15 protein-coding genes are annotated in these 16,181 nt (G+C 63.7%); 8 read left to right on the top strand and 7 right to left on the bottom strand.

Features of this window, described 5'->3' with window-relative positions:
- The first annotated feature begins 180 nt into the window (after positions 1-180).
- On the top strand, positions 181-1,305 hold the full coding sequence (locus DCM80_RS13460) for a hypothetical protein (RefSeq protein WP_257197401.1): 1,125 nt from the start codon (positions 181-183) through the stop codon (positions 1,303-1,305).
- A gap of 131 nt (positions 1,306-1,436) precedes the next feature.
- On the opposite strand, the gene DCM80_RS13465 is transcribed toward DCM80_RS13460, so the two are convergent.
- Genes DCM80_RS13465 through DCM80_RS13475 form a run of 3 tightly spaced genes read right to left on the bottom strand, consistent with a single transcriptional unit; the run spans position 1,437 to position 4,289 of the window.
- Positions 1,437-2,027 carry a Smr/MutS family protein gene (locus DCM80_RS13465; protein ID WP_257197402.1) on the bottom strand — a complete coding sequence of 197 codons (591 nt, stop codon included), beginning with the start codon at positions 2,025-2,027 and terminating at the stop codon, positions 1,437-1,439.
- Positions 2,024-3,604 (bottom strand): murein transglycosylase A, encoded by a 1,581-nt coding sequence (locus tag DCM80_RS13470; protein WP_257197403.1) that lies wholly within the window; start codon positions 3,602-3,604, stop codon positions 2,024-2,026. Before DCM80_RS13470 ends, DCM80_RS13465 begins: the two co-directional genes overlap by 4 nt.
- A complete protein-coding gene (locus DCM80_RS13475; RefSeq protein ID WP_257179115.1) occupies positions 3,582-4,289 on the bottom strand; it encodes a Tim44/TimA family putative adaptor protein in 708 nt (235 codons plus the stop codon). The genes DCM80_RS13470 and DCM80_RS13475 overlap by 23 nt, the downstream gene beginning before the upstream one ends.
- A gap of 414 nt (positions 4,290-4,703) precedes the next feature.
- Between DCM80_RS13475 and secB the strand changes: the two genes are divergently transcribed.
- Positions 4,704-5,195: a protein-export chaperone SecB gene (secB, locus tag DCM80_RS13480; RefSeq protein ID WP_257197404.1), complete on the top strand. Its 492-nt coding sequence runs from the start codon at positions 4,704-4,706 to the stop codon at positions 5,193-5,195.
- Between the two features lie 9 nt (positions 5,196-5,204).
- Here secB and dnaQ read toward each other — a convergent pair whose 3' ends face one another.
- Genes dnaQ through DCM80_RS13500 form a run of 4 tightly spaced genes read right to left on the bottom strand, consistent with a single transcriptional unit; the run spans position 5,205 to position 8,053 of the window.
- A complete protein-coding gene (gene dnaQ / locus DCM80_RS13485; RefSeq protein ID WP_257197405.1) occupies positions 5,205-5,918 on the bottom strand; it encodes a DNA polymerase III subunit epsilon in 714 nt (237 codons plus the stop codon).
- A gap of 55 nt (positions 5,919-5,973) precedes the next feature.
- Positions 5,974-6,573 (bottom strand): dephospho-CoA kinase, encoded by a 600-nt coding sequence (gene coaE / locus DCM80_RS13490; protein ID WP_257197406.1) that lies wholly within the window; start codon positions 6,571-6,573, stop codon positions 5,974-5,976.
- Between the two features lie 23 nt (positions 6,574-6,596).
- Positions 6,597-7,205, bottom strand: a complete 609-nt coding sequence (locus DCM80_RS13495; protein WP_257197407.1) for a Maf family nucleotide pyrophosphatase — start codon at positions 7,203-7,205, stop codon at positions 6,597-6,599.
- A gap of 8 nt (positions 7,206-7,213) precedes the next feature.
- A complete protein-coding gene (locus DCM80_RS13500) occupies positions 7,214-8,053 on the bottom strand; it encodes a pyruvate, water dikinase regulatory protein (RefSeq protein ID WP_128921096.1) in 840 nt (279 codons plus the stop codon).
- 458 nt (positions 8,054-8,511) lie between these two features.
- Between DCM80_RS13500 and hemJ the strand changes: the two genes are divergently transcribed.
- The 6 genes from hemJ (at position 8,512) to DCM80_RS13530 (ending at position 16,121) form a co-directional block, all read left to right on the top strand.
- Positions 8,512-8,946, top strand: a complete 435-nt coding sequence (gene hemJ, locus DCM80_RS13505; protein WP_257197408.1) for a protoporphyrinogen oxidase HemJ — start codon at positions 8,512-8,514, stop codon at positions 8,944-8,946.
- Positions 8,947-9,195: 249 nt separating this feature from the next.
- A complete protein-coding gene (gene rho / locus DCM80_RS13510; RefSeq protein ID WP_028133442.1) occupies positions 9,196-10,461 on the top strand; it encodes a transcription termination factor Rho in 1,266 nt (421 codons plus the stop codon).
- A 320-nt stretch (positions 10,462-10,781) separates the two neighbouring features.
- Positions 10,782-12,140, top strand: coding sequence for a tRNA uridine-5-carboxymethylaminomethyl(34) synthesis GTPase MnmE (gene mnmE / locus DCM80_RS13515; protein ID WP_257197409.1), 1,359 nt, complete (start codon positions 10,782-10,784; stop codon positions 12,138-12,140).
- Positions 12,141-12,547: 407 nt separating this feature from the next.
- Positions 12,548-14,428, top strand: a complete 1,881-nt coding sequence (gene mnmG / locus DCM80_RS13520; RefSeq protein ID WP_257197410.1) for a tRNA uridine-5-carboxymethylaminomethyl(34) synthesis enzyme MnmG — start codon at positions 12,548-12,550, stop codon at positions 14,426-14,428.
- Between the two features lie 22 nt (positions 14,429-14,450).
- Positions 14,451-15,224, top strand: a complete 774-nt coding sequence (gene rsmG, locus DCM80_RS13525; protein ID WP_373569405.1) for a 16S rRNA (guanine(527)-N(7))-methyltransferase RsmG — start codon at positions 14,451-14,453, stop codon at positions 15,222-15,224.
- 30 nt (positions 15,225-15,254) lie between these two features.
- Positions 15,255-16,121, top strand: coding sequence for a ParA family protein (locus tag DCM80_RS13530; protein WP_028133438.1), 867 nt, complete (start codon positions 15,255-15,257; stop codon positions 16,119-16,121).
- The last annotated feature ends 60 nt before the right edge of the window (positions 16,122-16,181 follow it).

Raw genomic sequence — 16,181 nt, forward strand, 5'->3', positions numbered from 1 at the left:
TACCGCGTTATCAATCGGTTGTCGTCCCTGCGAAAGCAGGGACCCATAACCACCGGCGGTTCTTGTTGCAAAAGATAGCGGCTGCAGCTTTGGCTCAAACAACGTCCTGTGGTTATGGGTCCCGGGTCGCGCTTCGCTTGCCCGGGACGACAGCGAAGCTTGACGCACCTTCGGTGCCACGTGCTCGCTGACATCCAAAGAAACCCCTGGCGTCTTCTGCTCGCGATCAACGCGGCGGTCATCGTCGGCGTCTTCATCCACAAGATCCAGCTGCCGCCTTACGTCCCCTACATCCACCTCCTGGTCGACTATCATTTCGGCTTCATCAAGCGCGCACTGATCGGGGCAATCGTCGCGATGGTGACGGCCAAGGTGCCGGTCTGGCTGGTGTTCGCGCTCGGCGGCGTGACCTGGCTGGTGACGCTCGGGTTGTTCTCGAGGCTCTTTCAGACAACGTTCGGCTTTTCCGCGAAGACGTTGCCGCTGTTCGTCTTCATGGCGGGCTCGCCGTTCTTCCTGAAGAACTTCATGCACACGCTTGGCCATTTCGACATCTACGGCTGTGCGCTCGCGCTCGTGCTGCTGCTGATGCCGGCGCGCTCGCTGCTGTTCGTCGCCACGGCCGCGCTGTTCGCGATCGTGCTCGTGCTGATCCACCACATTCACCTGCTGATGTACGTGCCGACGATCGTCACCATCGTCTTGGTCAGGCACTATCTCGCTTACGGACTCAATCGCGGCAACGTCGCCTTCGGCATCGTCGCCTTGCTCATCGTCTCCACGCTGTTCTTCGCCGCGCAATTCTGGGGAACGATGCCGATCCCGGAAGCGGATTTCGTCGCCTATTTGAAGACGCGCATGGCCGATCCGTCGCGCACCGACCTGCTGCAATTCGCCTATATCTGGTACCAGCCGCTGGCGAAGGAGGTTTTGGACACCTGGGGCCGCCTGCCGCACAACATCCTCGGCATACCGGTGTTCGCACTGCTGATCTGGCTGCACACGCCGCTGTGGCGTTTCTTCGCGAACCTGATCGGCGCACTCGATAGCGAGATGCACCGCCGCCTCATCATCGCGGCGCTGATCGGAATCAGCCTCGCCTATGTCGTGATGTTCGCGATGGTGTTCGACTATTCGCGCTGGATCTCGAACTGGGCGGTCTGCATGTTCCTGATCCTGCATGCCGTGAAGACGCTGCCGGCAGCGCGTGATACGCCGCTGATCCCGGCGGAGAATCGCAACACCAACATCTTCGGCCTGATCATCACACTGATCCCGCGCGTCGGCATCATCCGGCCGTTTTGAAGCTTCGCTTGCAGCTGCAGCGGCGGTGCGCCCCCTCGCCCGCTTGCGGGAGAGGGTTGGGGAGAGGGCTGTCTCCGCATAGGGACTCCCCAGGAGGAGAGAACCCTCACCCGCCGCACCGTGGCTTCCGGCTAACCCCTCGCCCGCCTGATCCGCACATACAGCGCGCCCTCGCCGCCGTGGCCGATATGCGCCGTCTCGAAGCCGACGACGAAGGAGCGGAATTCCGGCAGGCTCAGCCATTCCGGCACCTGGCGGCGCAGCACGCCGCTTTCGCCGCCGCTGCGGCCCTTGCCGGTGATGACGAGCACGAAGGTCAGGCCGTCGTGGTGAGCGCGATGCAGAAAGCCGGTCAGCGCGCGATGGGCGCGCGTCTGCGTCATGCCGTGCAGATCGAGCCGCGCCTCGATCTCGCTGCGGCCGCGCGACAGTTTTGTCCGCTCACGCTTGCCGAGCGGCGCCAGGGGCGGGACGGCCGGTTTTGCGGCTCGCGGCGCCGGTGCAGCGGCCACCGGCCGTGGCGATGAAGCAGTCCGCGAGACGGATGCTGCGGGCAACGGCTCGGTGCGCGGCGCAGCATGCGTTTTTGCCGCGCGCTGCTTTCGCAGCGGCTTGACCTGTTTGGCAACAATATCCCACAGCTCGCGCTCCTCCTCGCTCAGCGCGCGGCGGCGCGGCGAGGGCCGAGGCTCAAGCACGGGCGGACGGGACGATCGCTTCATTGCTGCCGAGGGGGACGTTTCTTCACCGGCCGCTGCGGCTCCGGGGCAGGCTCGATCGCGGGGCGCGGCACCGGCAGCGGAACCGGACCTGCGAAGGCAACGGCTTCGTTCTTGTTGTCCATTGCGCCGGCGACAGCGGCCGGCTTGGCTGCCGCCTTTCCCGGATCGGTTTGCGGAAACAGCTTTGCGATCTTCTCCGAGGGCCGCGGATCCGGCACCGGCAGCTTCGCGGCGCGCGGGGCGGGATCGAGGCTCTTGGGTACCAGCATCACGAATTGCATGGGATGGCGCAGCCGCCCGGAGACCCGGCCGGCCTCCTGGCCCGCGCCGAAGAACAGATCGGCGCGCGCGGGGCCGATGATGGCCGAGCCGGTATCCTGCGCGATCATCAGCCGCCGGAACGGCGTCTTGGCCCGTTCGGAGTCGATCGGCAGCTCGCCCTCGATGAAGAACGGGGTGCCGTAGACGTGGAGCGACTTGTCGACCGCGATCGAGCGGCCGGCCGTCAACGGAATGCCCTGCGCGCCCACCGCCTCGTCCTTGTCGGACAGGTTGACCTCGCGGAAGAAGATGTAGGCGCGGTTGGCGCGACGCAGCTCCTTGGCGCCGTCAGGATTCTGCGCCATCCATTCCCTGATCTTCTGCATCGACATCTCTTCCTTCGGAATGATGCCGCGCTCGATCAGGATGCGGCCGACGGCGGTGTAGGGATAGCCGTTATAGGCGTCGTAATTGAGCCGGACCGAGCTGCCGTCGTCGAACTTGATCCGTGCCGAGCCCTGGATCTGGGCGAACAACAGATCGGTCGGATCCTTGAGCCAGGCAATCTCCAGCCCGCGGCCGGCGATCTTGCCGTCCTCGATCTCGCCGCGGTCATAATAGGGCACCAGCTTGCGGCGGCCGATCTTGCGATAGACCGGGCCCTTGTTGGGCAGGCTGAGCGAATCCTGCTTGTAGCCGCGCACGAACAGATTCGACGGGCGACGGTAGACCGGAACGTTGTAGATTTCGGTCTGGGTGCGCGACCCCTCCAGCACGGGCTCGTAATAGCCGGTGACGAACCCGGCGGGCTCTCCGAGGCGCGAGATGCGCAGCGGAGTGAAATTCTCCTCGAAGAAGGACTTCGCTTTGGCCTCGTCAGTGAGGTCGAGCGTTTTGGCCGCCCGGCACGGCTCGCTCAGAGACCCGGCCAAGGCCTTGGTCTCGCCGTTCTTGGCCTCGCCGTTCTTGACCTCGGCTGCGCCGTTCTGCGCGTTGATCGAGCGGCAGCTGGCGCGGAATGTCTTGTACGCGGCGAGGTGATTGTCGTCGTCCCAGCCCTTCACGTCCGCCCAGGCGAGCGGCAGATATTGCGCGCCGGAAATTTCGAACGGCAGGGGGAGCTGCGGGTAGGGCAAGGCCCGCAATGGCGCAGCAGGCAATTGCGGCGGATGGTGACGATGATGATGGTGATGGTTGCGATAATGGCGTCGCGCCGCCTCGGCGCCGAGCGAAAACGATGACAGCGCGACGGCGCCTGCGCAAAGCGCGGTCGCGCTGGTCTTCAGGAAGGTCTTAATTCGCGCTTCCGGTGCCAACCAGCTTCCAGTTCGGATCGCGAGAGGTGACGTCGCGGGCGAAAGTCCAGATGTCGGTGATGTCGGCGACCGTGTCGGCGCTGCCGTCGACGATGTTGCCGGCCTTGTCGCGGGTGGCCGAGATCATCTGCGAGACGAAACGGATCGTGAGCTGGGCGGTCCGGTCGCGCTGCTCGGCGCCGACGAGCTCGGCCTTGTCGATCGAGACGAAGCGGGTCTCGGTCTTCTGCTCGTTCTTCTCGCGCTCCTTGATCGCGGCGTCGAAGCTTTCGTAGACCTCCGACGACAGCAGGTCGCGCAGCGCGCGGCGGTCGCCATTGGCAAAGGCCAGCACGATCATCTCATAGGCGCCGCGGGCGCCCGAGATGAAATGACGCGGGTCGAACGTGGAATCCTTCTCGACGATGGCGTCCAGGCCCTGCGCCAGCGCGGTGCCGGGTTCGGCCAGGCCCTTCCAGCGGTCGGCGGGCGGGGTCGGGTCGGCCGACGGCGCCAACGGGGCCTGGTCGATCACCTTGCCCGGCATGGTCACGACGTTGTTGTCCTGGGCGCCTCCCAGCGCATTGCGGGCGGCGGTCCGGTCGAACGGCGGCCGTTCGTTGCCGGTACGCTGTCCGAGCACGCTGCGCAGCCGCAGAAAGATGAAGACCGCCAGCGCCAGGAAGATGATGGTGTAGATGTCCACGTCGGATTCGCTTTCTGGTCTTTGCTCTGGGTCTTCGCTTTTGGCGTCGTCGCCGGGAAAATCAATCCGGCCAGTCAACCGTTCCCTACGGAAACGGCAAGTCTACGTCGCCAATTTGGGTCCACATCAGGTCAGTGGGATGTAGGCACGAAATCTTGCCCGGCCAATGGCGCCTTTTGGCACAGCACGGAGTGTAGCGCGTTTTATGCTTAAGGGGAAACCCGATCCTGCCCGGAAATCGCGTATCTTCAATCGTTTAAGGCGCAATTTTAGCGAAAAGGCAGGGCGACCGTCGCACTTGGCGGCGCGGACCTAATCCCCGCCCCCGGGACCGTTCGTCCTTGTGGAACGAGGCGGCCCTATGTTAGCCAACCGCCGCGAAATTCAGCCCAAATCGGGTAAGGAGAGACTCTCATGACCAACGGTAACGGCACCCCTCCCGAGGCGGCCCAGGCTCCCCAGCTCAACGTGCTGGCGCAATATACCAAGGACCTGTCGTTCGAAAATCCGAACGCGCCGGGCTCGCTCCAGCAGCAGAGCCAGCCGCCCCAGATCAACATCCAGATCAATGTCAGCGCCAACAATCTCAGCGAACAGGAGTTCGAGGTGACGCTGTCGGTCGAGGGCAAGGCCGACACCGCGGGCAAGATCATGTTCTCATTCGAGCTCGCCTATGCCGGCGTGTTCCGCATCGCCAACGTGCCGAAGGAGAATCTGCATCCGCTGGTCATGATCGAGTGCCCGCGCCTGCTGTTCCCGTTCGCGCGCGAGATCATCGCGACCGCGGTGCGCGACGGCGGGTTCCCGCCCCTGATGCTGGATCCGGTCGACTTCGTCGGTCTCTACCGCCAGAACATGGAGCGGCAAATGGCCACCCAGGGCGGTGGCCAGACCGGCCAGGCCTAACTGGCAGTCCTAACCGGCCGCGGCGACTGGAGCGGCGAGATACTCGTTCCAGATCGCCTTTTCGCCCATCGTTGCGATGAAGGCCCGATGGGCCTCTCTTTCGGCATCCGAAACCCGCGGCGCGAGCGGCACCAGGCGCTGCCGCCGCGGCGTATCGCCCGCCGCGTTGACGCGAATCTCTTCCCTCTCCGACGCCAGAAGCAGCTGCGACTGCCGGGCTCCGACCAGGTCGACATAGACCTCGGCCAGCAGCTCGGCGTCCAGCAGCGCGCCGTGCTTGGTGCGGTGTGAATTGTCGATCGCATAGCGCGAGCAGAGATCATCGAGCCGGTTCGACACGCCCGGATGCTTGCGCCGCGCAAGCAGCAGCGTATCGACCAGACGCTCCCGCGGGATCGCCGCGCGCTTGATCCGATCGAGCTCGGCATTGATGAAGCTGATATCGAACGAGGCGTTGTGGATCACCAGCGGGTCGTCGCCGATGAACTCCAGGAACGCATCGACGACCTCGTGGAACAGCGGCTTGGTTGACAGGAATTCGGCCGACAGCCCGTGCACCGCGAAGGCTTCCGCCGGCATGTCCCGCTCGGGATTGATATAGACGTGATAGGTCTGGCCCGTCGGCATGCGGTTCAGGATCTCGACGCAGCCGATTTCGACCAGACGATCGCCGCGAAGCGGATCGAGGCCGGTGGTTTCGGTGTCGAGGACGATTTCGCGCATGGCTTGAGATCAGCGTCTTGAGATCAGGGTCGTGAGAGCCGTATCAGGCGGCGAATCAGGTTCGCCGCTGCGGCATCTTAACGACCTCGGCCAGGATGTGCGCGATTTGCGCCCGCACCGGCTCCAGTCCGTGCGAGGTATCCACCACGAAATCCGCCCGCTTGCGCTTCTCGGCATCGGGCGTCTGCTTGGCGATGATGGCATCGAGCTTGGCTTCGTCCATCGTGCCCCGCGCCAGCACCCGCTCGCGCTGGAGTTCCGGCGACGTCGACACCACGACCACGGCATCCACCCGCTTCTCGCCGCCGGTCTCGAACAGCAGCGGGATGTCGAGCACCACGACCGGTGCCTTGACCGCCTCGGCCTCGGCGAAGAATTTTTGCCGGGAGGCGCCGAGCATCGGATGCACGATCTGCTCGAGCTGCTTGATCGCGGCGGGATCATGCACGACGCGCGCCGACAGCTTGGGACGGTCCACCTTGCCGTTCACAGTGGTGCCGGGAAAGGCAGCCTCGATCGCCGGGGCTGCTTCGCCCTCATACAGCTGATGCACGGCGGCATCAGCGTCGTAGACGGGCACACCGGCCTCCGCGAACAGTTTCGCGGTGGTGGATTTACCCATCCCGATCGAGCCGGTCAGTCCCAGGATCCGCATCGGCCCGCAGCCATCTCCGTCAGTCACACCGCAACTAGCCGCTCACGCCGCAGGAACGCAAGCAGCGGCAGCAGCGGCAGGCCGAGAATGGTGAAATGGTCGCCCTCGATGCGCTCGAACAGATGCACGCCCAGCCCCTCGAGCTGATAGGCCCCGACGCTGGTCGTGACGACGTCGCCGGCCGCATCCAGATAGGCCGACAGCTCCGCATCGGTCATTCCGCGCATGGTCATGCGGGCGGTCGAGACATCTTCGAAGACAATCTTGCCGTCATGCGCCACGGCCACCGCTGAATTCAGCTCATGGCTGTTGCCGGTGAGATCGCGCAATTGCGCCAAGGCCTGGTCACGGCCGGCCGGCTTGTTGAAGAGGCGGTTACCAAGCGCCAGGGTCTGATCGGCGCCGATCACGTAGCTTCCGGGATGACGGGCAGAGACCGCCTTGGCCTTTTCTCGCGCCAGCAGCAGAGCGATCTCGCGCGGATTTGACAGCGCCGAGGCGGCCTGAATATCGCGTTCGTCGATATCGGCGGTAATTGCCATGAATTCCAGCCCGGCATTGGCCAGCAGCATTTTTCGCGCGCTGCTCTGCGAGGCCAGGATCAACGGAGATGTGCCGAGCCACAGACCCATCGCGACAACTATTCGGATGGCCGGTTGCGTTGGCGATCGCTGTAGAGCTTCATGATCGCGGCCGCGGTTTCCTCGATCGAGCGGCGGGTGACGTCGAGCAGCGGCCAATCGTGCTTGGCGCTCAGCTTGCGCGCAAACGCGACCTCCTCGGTGACCGATTGCTTGTCGGTGTAGGTGTCGCTGCCGGACTCCGCGCCCATCGAGAGCAGGCGATTCTGACGGATCTGGATCAGGCGTTCAGGCGTCGCGTGCAGGCTGACGACCAGCGGCCGCGTCAGCGTTTCCAATTGCGAGGGCACCGGAATGCCCGGAACCAGCGGCACGTTGGCGGTGCGGATGCCGCGATTGGCGAGATAGATCGATGTCGGCGTCTTCGAGGTGCGGGAGACGCCGACCAGGACGACGTCGGCATCGTTGAGACCGTCGACATGCTGGCCGTCGTCGTGGATCATGGTGTAGTTCAGCGCATCGATGCGCTTGAAATATTCCGCGTTGAGGACGTGCTGGGCGCCGACGCGGCCCGTGGTCGCAGCCCCGAGATAGGCTTCGAACAGCTGCATCACCGGGCCGATGATCGACAGGCTCGGAACATTGATCTCCTTGCACTTGTCCTCGAGCCTGGAGACCAGATCCTTCTCCAGCAGCGTGAACAGCACGATTCCCGGGGCTTCCTCGATCTCGTCGAGCACACGATCGAGCTGCTTCTGGCTGCGCACCAGCGGATAGACATGCTCGACCGGCGTGACGTTGGCGTATTGGGCCGCGACCGCGCGCGCCACGGTGATCAGCGTCTCGCCGGTGGAGTCGGACACGAGGTGCAGATGGAAATAATTGTTCGAGGTCGGCACAAAAACTCTTTGGATGAGGACGGGGCGGATTGTGGATTTCTGTGGAGCTTAACCCCTCGGAAAGGGTTGCGCGACACCGGGGGCGGGACAAGTGCCAATTTTGTTCACACCGCTGCCCCTCAGAACAAGTCTGCCGCCCCATCGGGCCGGAAATGGGATTGCGCGGACAAATGCCTTGATAAGCTGCCGACAGAATCGCGCAAGTCTTTGCAGCCGGCTGACTTATCGGAAGTCGGCAGGCCTCGCCGGGATATGTGGATGGATGTGAACAAGCGCGCGCGAACTCGCGGATGGAATTGCATGAGTCCAATCCACGGTCACATAGACTCAAACCTTAAGAATCTAAGATTCTAGATTTGAGGAAGGCACATCGGACGGATATGTGTGCACGGTGAGACCTTAACGAGTTCTTACTATCCCCAGTTCCCCGCACTGGGCAGAAAGCCGGACCCGCGAAAATGTTCGAAGACGTCTATCTCTGGATCAAGGCGCTGCACGTCATCGCCGTCATCGCCTGGATGGCCGGCATGCTCTATCTGCCGCGGCTGTTCGTCTATCATTCCGAGGCCGAGATCGGCTCGAAGCAGTCGGAAACGTTCAAGGTCATGGAACGCCGGCTCCTGAAGGCCATCATCAATCCTGCCATGATGGTCACCTGGCTCGCCGGGCTCTATCTCGCCTGGTCCGGCCATTGGTTCTCGTTCGGCTGGCTGCACGTAAAACTTGCACTCGTCCTGGCGATGTCTGCGGTCCACGGCTATTTTTCCCGCTGGCTGAAGGATTTCGCCGCCGACCGACGCCCGCGCACCCAGAAATTCTATCGCATTATCAATGAGGTGCCGACCGTGCTGATGATTTTCATCGTCATCATGGTGATCGTGAAGCCGTTCTAGGCAAGGGCCGTGACGATAAGCCCAGCGCTTCGGCTTGCGGAGCAGGAAGCGATTTTCTATATTGGCGACATCCCACCCAACGCAGGCGGATGTGGTTGTGTCTGAGCTTTCCAGAGGCCGGACACCGCATCAGGTTTGAAGCCTCACCGGCACTTAACCTTGCCAGACCTGCGGACCTTACCTTGTCACGTCCGCATTTCAGAGCCTCCTCGCACCCCCCTTCCAAGGTTACCCCACAGGACCACCCCAATGCGGGAAATTAAACTTCAGGACCTCAAGTCGAAGACGCCGGCCGAGCTCGTCTCGTTCGCGGAAGAGCATGGGGTCGAGAACGCCAGCACGATGCGCAAGCAGGAGCTGCTGTTCGCCATTCTCAAGCAGCTTGCGCTCGCCGAAACCGACATCGTCGGCGAGGGCGTCGTTGAGGTTCTCTCCGACGGCTTCGGCTTCCTCCGTTCGCCCGATGCGAATTATCTGCCGGGCCCGGACGACATCTACGTTTCGCCGTCGCAGATCCGCCGTTTCGGCCTGCGCACCGGCGACACCATCGAAGGCCACATCCGCAGCCCGAAAGAGGGCGAGCGCTATTTCGCGCTGCTGAAGGTCAACACGCTTAATTTCGAGGATCCGGAAAAGGCCAAGCACAAGGTCAATTTCGACAACCTCACGCCGCTGTTTCCGAATCAGCGCTTCCGCATGGAGATCGACGATCCCACGCGGAAAGACTTGTCTGCACGGGTGATCGACATCGTCGCGCCCATCGGAAAGGGCCAGCGCGCCCTGATCGTGGCGCCGCCGCGCACCGGCAAGACCGTGCTGATGCAGAACATCGCGCACTCGATCACGCACAATCATCCCGAGTGCTACCTGATCGTTTTGTTGATCGACGAACGTCCGGAAGAAGTCACGGACATGCAGCGCTCGGTGAAGGGCGAAGTGGTGTCCTCGACCTTTGACGAACCGGCGGTGCGCCACGTCCAGGTCGCCGAGATGGTGATCGAGAAGGCAAAGCGCCTGGTCGAGCATGGCCGCGACGTCGTGATCCTGCTCGATTCGATCACGCGCCTCGGCCGCGCCTACAACACCGTGGTGCCGTCTTCCGGCAAGGTGCTGACCGGCGGTGTCGACGCCAACGCGCTGCAGCGCCCGAAGCGGTTCTTCGGTGCCGCTCGCAACATCGAGGAGGGCGGCTCGCTGACCATCATCGCGACCGCCCTGGTCGATACCGGCAGCCGCATGGACGAGGTCATCTTCGAAGAGTTCAAGGGCACCGGTAACTCGGAACTGATCCTGGACCGCAAGGTCTCGGACAAGCGCACCTTTCCGGCCATCGACATCTCGCGTTCCGGCACCCGCAAGGAGGAGCTCATCACCGATCCGCAGGTGCTCAAGAAGATGTACGTGCTCCGCCGCATCCTCAACCCGATGGGCACGATGGACGCGATCGACTTCCTGCTCGACAAGCTGCGCTCGACCAAGAGCAATTCGGAGTTCTTCGACTCCATGAACACCTGAGTGCAGTGCAACATAAGTTGCTTGAGTTCAAAGGGCGCCTCCGGGCGCCCTTTTTATTGTGCAGACTTGTTGCAGCAGAATCGCAGCATGGATGGCGACGCAATCCAGGAGCGTAGATGCACGTAATACATTGATTTACCTGCTGAGTATTTTGAATCCCGCCGTCCTTAGGACCCGCCGCGGCGGATAATTGCAGCAAAATTATCCTACTATGTTGCATCGCAATATCGATTTTGCTGCGGCAAACAACGCAGCAAAACATGTTGCCTCGTCACCGGAACAGACATTTGCCTTTTGATCGGCAGCCGGACAAATAGGCCATGCATCCACGGGACCAGACCATCTTTGCATTGTCGTCCGGACGGGCACCGAGCGCGATCGCTGTCGTGCGCGTGTCGGGATCTCAGGCTGGCCAGGTTCTGAACACGCTTGCCGGCCAATTACCGGCTCCGCGCGTGGCCAGCCGTCGGCTGCTCCGTGACGGGGCGGGCCAGCCGATCGACGATGCGGTCGTGCTCTGGTTTCCAGGGCCGGCCAGCGCGACCGGCGAGGACGTCGCCGAGTTCCACGTCCATGGCGGACGCGCGGTGCTGGCGGCGCTCCTTGCCTCTATTTCTGAAGTTCAGAATACACGCGCAGCCGAGCCGGGTGAGTTCACGCGGCGGGCCTTCGAGAACGGCAAGCTCGACCTCACGGAAGCCGAGGGTCTCGACGATCTCATTCACGCCGACACCGACCGACAGCGGCGCCAGGCGCTGCGGCAGTTGCAGGGTCTGCTCGGCGATCGTGCGCGCGACTGGCGCGAGCGGATCATCGAGGCGTCGGCGCTGATCGAAGCCGGCATCGATTTCTCCGACGAAGGCGATGTTCCCGCCGAATTGACGGCGCCGGCCGTCACGGCGATCAAGGCGCTGCATGGTGAAATTGCAGAAGTCCTTGCGGCACAGGGACATTCTGAGCGTCTGCGTGACGGGCTGGTGGTGGCGATCGCGGGCGAGCCGAATGTCGGCAAGTCGACGCTGATGAATCAGCTGGCGCGGCGCGAGGTCGCGATCGTCTCGCCACATGCCGGCACCACGCGCGACGTGATCGAGGTCCAGCTCGACCTCGACGGCTATCCCGTCACGATCATCGACACCGCCGGTATCCGCGACACCGACGATCCGGTCGAGCAGGAGGGCGTGCGCCGGGCGCGGGCGCGGGCCGGGGATGCCGACCTGGTGTTGTGGCTGGTCGAGTCCGGCCAAGCCGCCGATCCCGAGACGATGCGATCGCTTCGGGATTCCGGCAAGGATGCTGATCGGTCCGGGGGCCCGGTCTGGGTTGTCCGCAACAAGATCGATCTGGGTGGGGCCGGGAGCGCCGCGGTGCGCGGCGAGTTTGCGATATCGGCACGTGATGGCGTCGGCATCCCGGAACTAATTCAGGCCCTCGTCGAATTCGCCGCCGAGTTCTTCGGGGCCGGCGAGGGCGCCATTGTGACCCGGGCGCGCCAGCGCGAGCTGTTGAGCCAAGCCTCGGACAGCTTGCGCCGGAGCCTCGAGCTTGTCAAAGAAGGCGAGGAGCTGGCCGCCGAGGAATTGCGCGCCGCCGCTTTTGCTCTCGGCCGGCTGCTGGGCCGGGTGGACGTCGAGGATGTCCTCGGAGCGATCTTCCAGAAGTTTTGCATCGGAAAGTAAGTCTAGTTCTTCATTGTAGAATTAGCACTTGTTCCATTTCTTGGTGTTTCACGTGAAACATGGGAACCGCTATTTCATGTGAGATGCGGTGCCACTGCGCAGCAACGCGCGCGTTGCTGCTTGTCCGGGACACGGTGGATGCACCGGTCCTCCGCAGTATGGTCGCCGCTGGCTGATCTCACCATCGGCTTCTCTAATACCGGCGGCCCTCCGAGCCTCAGCCTGTTTCACGTGAAACGTGGTCGAACTGCCGTTGTTGCAGTTAAAAATAGCAGTCAGAACAATGCCATTCTACAGTGCATGGGGTTGTTTTTCGCAAATCAGTTTTGTCTTTCCCGCCTGTTTCACGTGAAACACGCCTCAGTTTCCGCTTCCGGCTTTTCCGCCTCTGAGCTAGAAGTCCTCCCATGCGAACAGAGCGAGAGAGCTTCGACGTCATCGTGATTGGCGGCGGCCATGCCGGCTGTGAAGCCGCGGCTGCGGCCGCCCGGATGGGCGCAACAACCGCGCTGGTCACGCACCGTTTCTCGACCGTCGGCGCCATGTCCTGCAATCCCGCTATCGGCGGTCTCGGCAAGGGCCATCTGGTGCGCGAGATCGATGCGCTCGATGGCCTGATGGGCCGCGTCGGCGACGCCGGCGGCATCCAGTTTCGCGTGCTCAATCGCCGCAAAGGTCCGGCTGTTCGTGGTCCTCGGGCCCAGGCCGACCGGAAGCTCTATGCAGCGGCGATGCAGGCCGCGATCCGTGAGACAGAGGGACTGTCCGTCATCGAAGGCGAGGCGGATGAGCTGATCGTGGCCGAGGGGCGGGTCACCGGTCTGCGTTTGGCCGATGGCAGCGAGCTTCGGGCAGGGGCGGTGGTGGTCACCACCGGCACGTTCCTACGTGGTCTCATTCACCTCGGCGAGCGGAATTGGCCCGCTGGCCGCGTTGGCGAGGCCCCCGCCATGGGTCTTTCCGCCTCGTTTGAGCGTGCCGGCTTCACCCTGGGACGGCTCAAGACCGGCACGCCGCCGCGTCTGGACGGCACCACGATCGACTGGGCCGCGGTCGAGATGCAGCCCGGAGACGAGCCGCCGGAGCCATTCTCGGTCATGACCGAGCGTATCACGACCCCGCAGATCCAGTGCGGGATCACCCGGACCACGGCTGCGACCCATGAGGTGATCCGAGCCAATGTCCATCGCTCGCCGATGTACTCCGGCCAGATCAAGAGCTCCGGACCGCGCTATTGCCCGTCGATCGAGGACAAGATCGTCCGCTTCGGCGACCGCGACGGCCACCAGATTTTCCTGGAGCCGGAAGGGCTCGACGACAGCACGGTCTATCCCAACGGCATCTCGACCTCGCTTCCCGAGGAGGTCCAGCTCGCCATCCTCGCCAGCATCCCTGGCTTGGAGCGGGTCAAGATGGTGCGTCCGGGCTATGCCATCGAATACGACCACATCGACCCCCGCGAGCTCGATCCGACCCTGCAGACCAAGCGCCTGCGCGGTCTGTTCCTGGCCGGGCAGATCAACGGCACCACCGGATATGAAGAGGCCGCCGGGCAGGGCATCGTTGCCGGCCTGAATGCGGCGCTTGCCGCGAGCGGGGCGGCCCTGACGGTATTCGACCGGGCCGACGGCTACCTCGGTGTCATGATCGATGATCTCGTCACCCGCGGGATCAGCGAGCCGTATCGGATGTTCACCTCGCGGGCCGAGTACCGGCTCACGCTGCGGGCTGACAATGCGGATCAGCGTCTGACCGAGAAGGGCATTGCGCTCGGGTGTGTCGGAAACGCCCGGACCCTGCACCACCGCGCCAAGATGGACGCCCTGAATGCGGCCCGGACGCTGTCGAAGTCGCTGACGATCACCCCAAACGAGGCGATCAAGCACGGATTGTCCCTGAACCGGGACGGCCAGCGCCGGTCGGCCTTCGAGCTGATGGCCTATCCGGAGATCGGCTGGAGCCAAGTTCGGGCGATCTGGCCGGAGCTGGCGGGGATCGATCCAGTGATCGCGACCCACCTCGAGATCGACGCCAAGTACGATGTCTATCTCGAGCGCCAGGGCGCCGACGTCGAGGCCTTCCGGCGCGACGAGGGGATGGTGCTGTCAGAAGTCGATTACAGCCTCGTCCCGGGTCTTTCCAACGAGGTGCGGGCCAAGCTGGAGAAGGCGCGGCCGTTCACCGTCGGCCAGGCGGGCCGGATCGACGGCATGACACCGGCAGCGCTCGGCATCCTTGCGGCCTATCTCCGCCGTGAGGCACGGAAGAGCTCCAGAGCCATTGCATAAGCCAATCGCATAGGCGTTTCACGTGAAACAACGCGGACCGGGCGGCGACAGACCGCTATCACGACGACCCGCTACGGGTGAGGGCGCGGGCCGCCGATCGGACCCCGCGCCGGCTAAACCGAAGATCGACAAGGCCGGCGCCAACGATGCGACGCTGGATTCCATCATCGCCGCGGACAAGCGCGTAGCCCTGAAGCTCGCGCCGGTTTCACATGAAACGGAGGCGCGGCTTGATCGCTACATCGCGCTGCTGCGGGAGTGGCAGGCCAAGACCAATCTGGTCGCGCCCTCGACCTTGCCGCACCTTTGGACCCGGCACATCGCGGACTCGCTCCAGCTCATCGACCTCGCGCCCACGGCAAAACGCTGGGCCGACCTCGGCAGTGGCGGCGGCTTTCCCGGCGTCGTGCTGGCCTGCGCCATGGCGGGGATCCCGGGTGCCCGCGTCCATCTCGTCGAGCGGATCGCCAAGAAGGCGGCATTCCTGCGCGAAGCCGTTCGCATCACCACATCGCCGGGAGTCGTACATCTCGCTGAGATCGGGGATAATGTGGATAGAATCACCGGCCCGGTCGATTGCGTGACCGCGCGTGCGCTGGCTCCGCTACACCAACTCATCGGCTTTGCGGAGCCGCTGATGCGCCAGGGCGCGAAGGCGCTGTTTCTCAAGGGCCAAGATGTAGAGGCTGAATTGACCGAAGCCGCTAAATATTGGAATATTGAGCCTCAGCTGCACCAGAGCCGCACGGGTGACGGCTGGATCGTGGAGCTCAATGCCGCCGAACCGCGTAGCTGAGGCGCTCAGGGGTTGAGTGGGGAAATTTCGATGACCGTGATTGACGAGCCGCAACAGGACAAGACGCAAGAGCCCACCGCGGAGGTGCCGCATGGCCATCCGCGCATCCTGGCGCTGGCGAATCAGAAGGGTGGCGTGGGAAAAACAACCACAGCGATTAACCTGGGCACGGCGCTCGCGGCGATCGGCGAGCGCGTCCTGATCGTCGATCTGGATCCCCAGGGCAACGCCTCGACCGGCCTCGGCATCGATCGCCGCAACCGCTCCTGCTCGACCTACGACGTGCTGGTCGGCGAAGCCGCCTTGCGCGAGGCGGTTGTCTCGACCGCGGTGCCGCGGCTGCACATCGCGCCCTCGACCATGGATCTCTCCGGCCTCGAGCTCGAGCTTGGGACCACGCCCGGCCGCGCCTTCAAGCTGCGCGACGCCATAGGCGCGCTCAACAACAACGTCTCGCCGGACGCCGACTACACCTATGTGCTGATCGACTGCCCGCCCTCGCTGAACCTGCTCACGGTGAACGCGATGGCGGCGTCCGACGCGATCCTGGTGCCGCTGCAATGCGAGTTCTTCGCGCTCGAAGGCCTGTCGCAATTGCTGCAGACCGTCGAGCAGGTGCGCTCGACGCTGAATCCGAACCTGTCGATCCACGGCATCGTGCTGACCATGTTCGACTCGCGCAACAACCTGTCCAACCAGGTCGTCGCCGACGTCCGCCAGTTCATGGGCGAGAAGGTCTACAAGACCATGATCCCGCGCAACGTGCGCATCTCGGAGGCGCCGTCCTACGGCAAGCCGGTGCTGGTCTACGATCTCAAATGCGTCGGCAGCGAAGCCTATTTGCGGCTCGCCACCGAAGTGATCCAGCGCGAGCGCGAGCTGCGCACGACGCATTGAAGATGCCGTAGGGTGGGTTAGCCGAAGGCGTAACCCACCACGGTCTATCTCCGTGGAAAC

Source organism: Bradyrhizobium sp. WBOS08 (assembly GCF_024585125.1).
In the GTDB taxonomy this organism is placed as follows: domain Bacteria; phylum Pseudomonadota; class Alphaproteobacteria; order Rhizobiales; family Xanthobacteraceae; genus Bradyrhizobium; species Bradyrhizobium japonicum_B.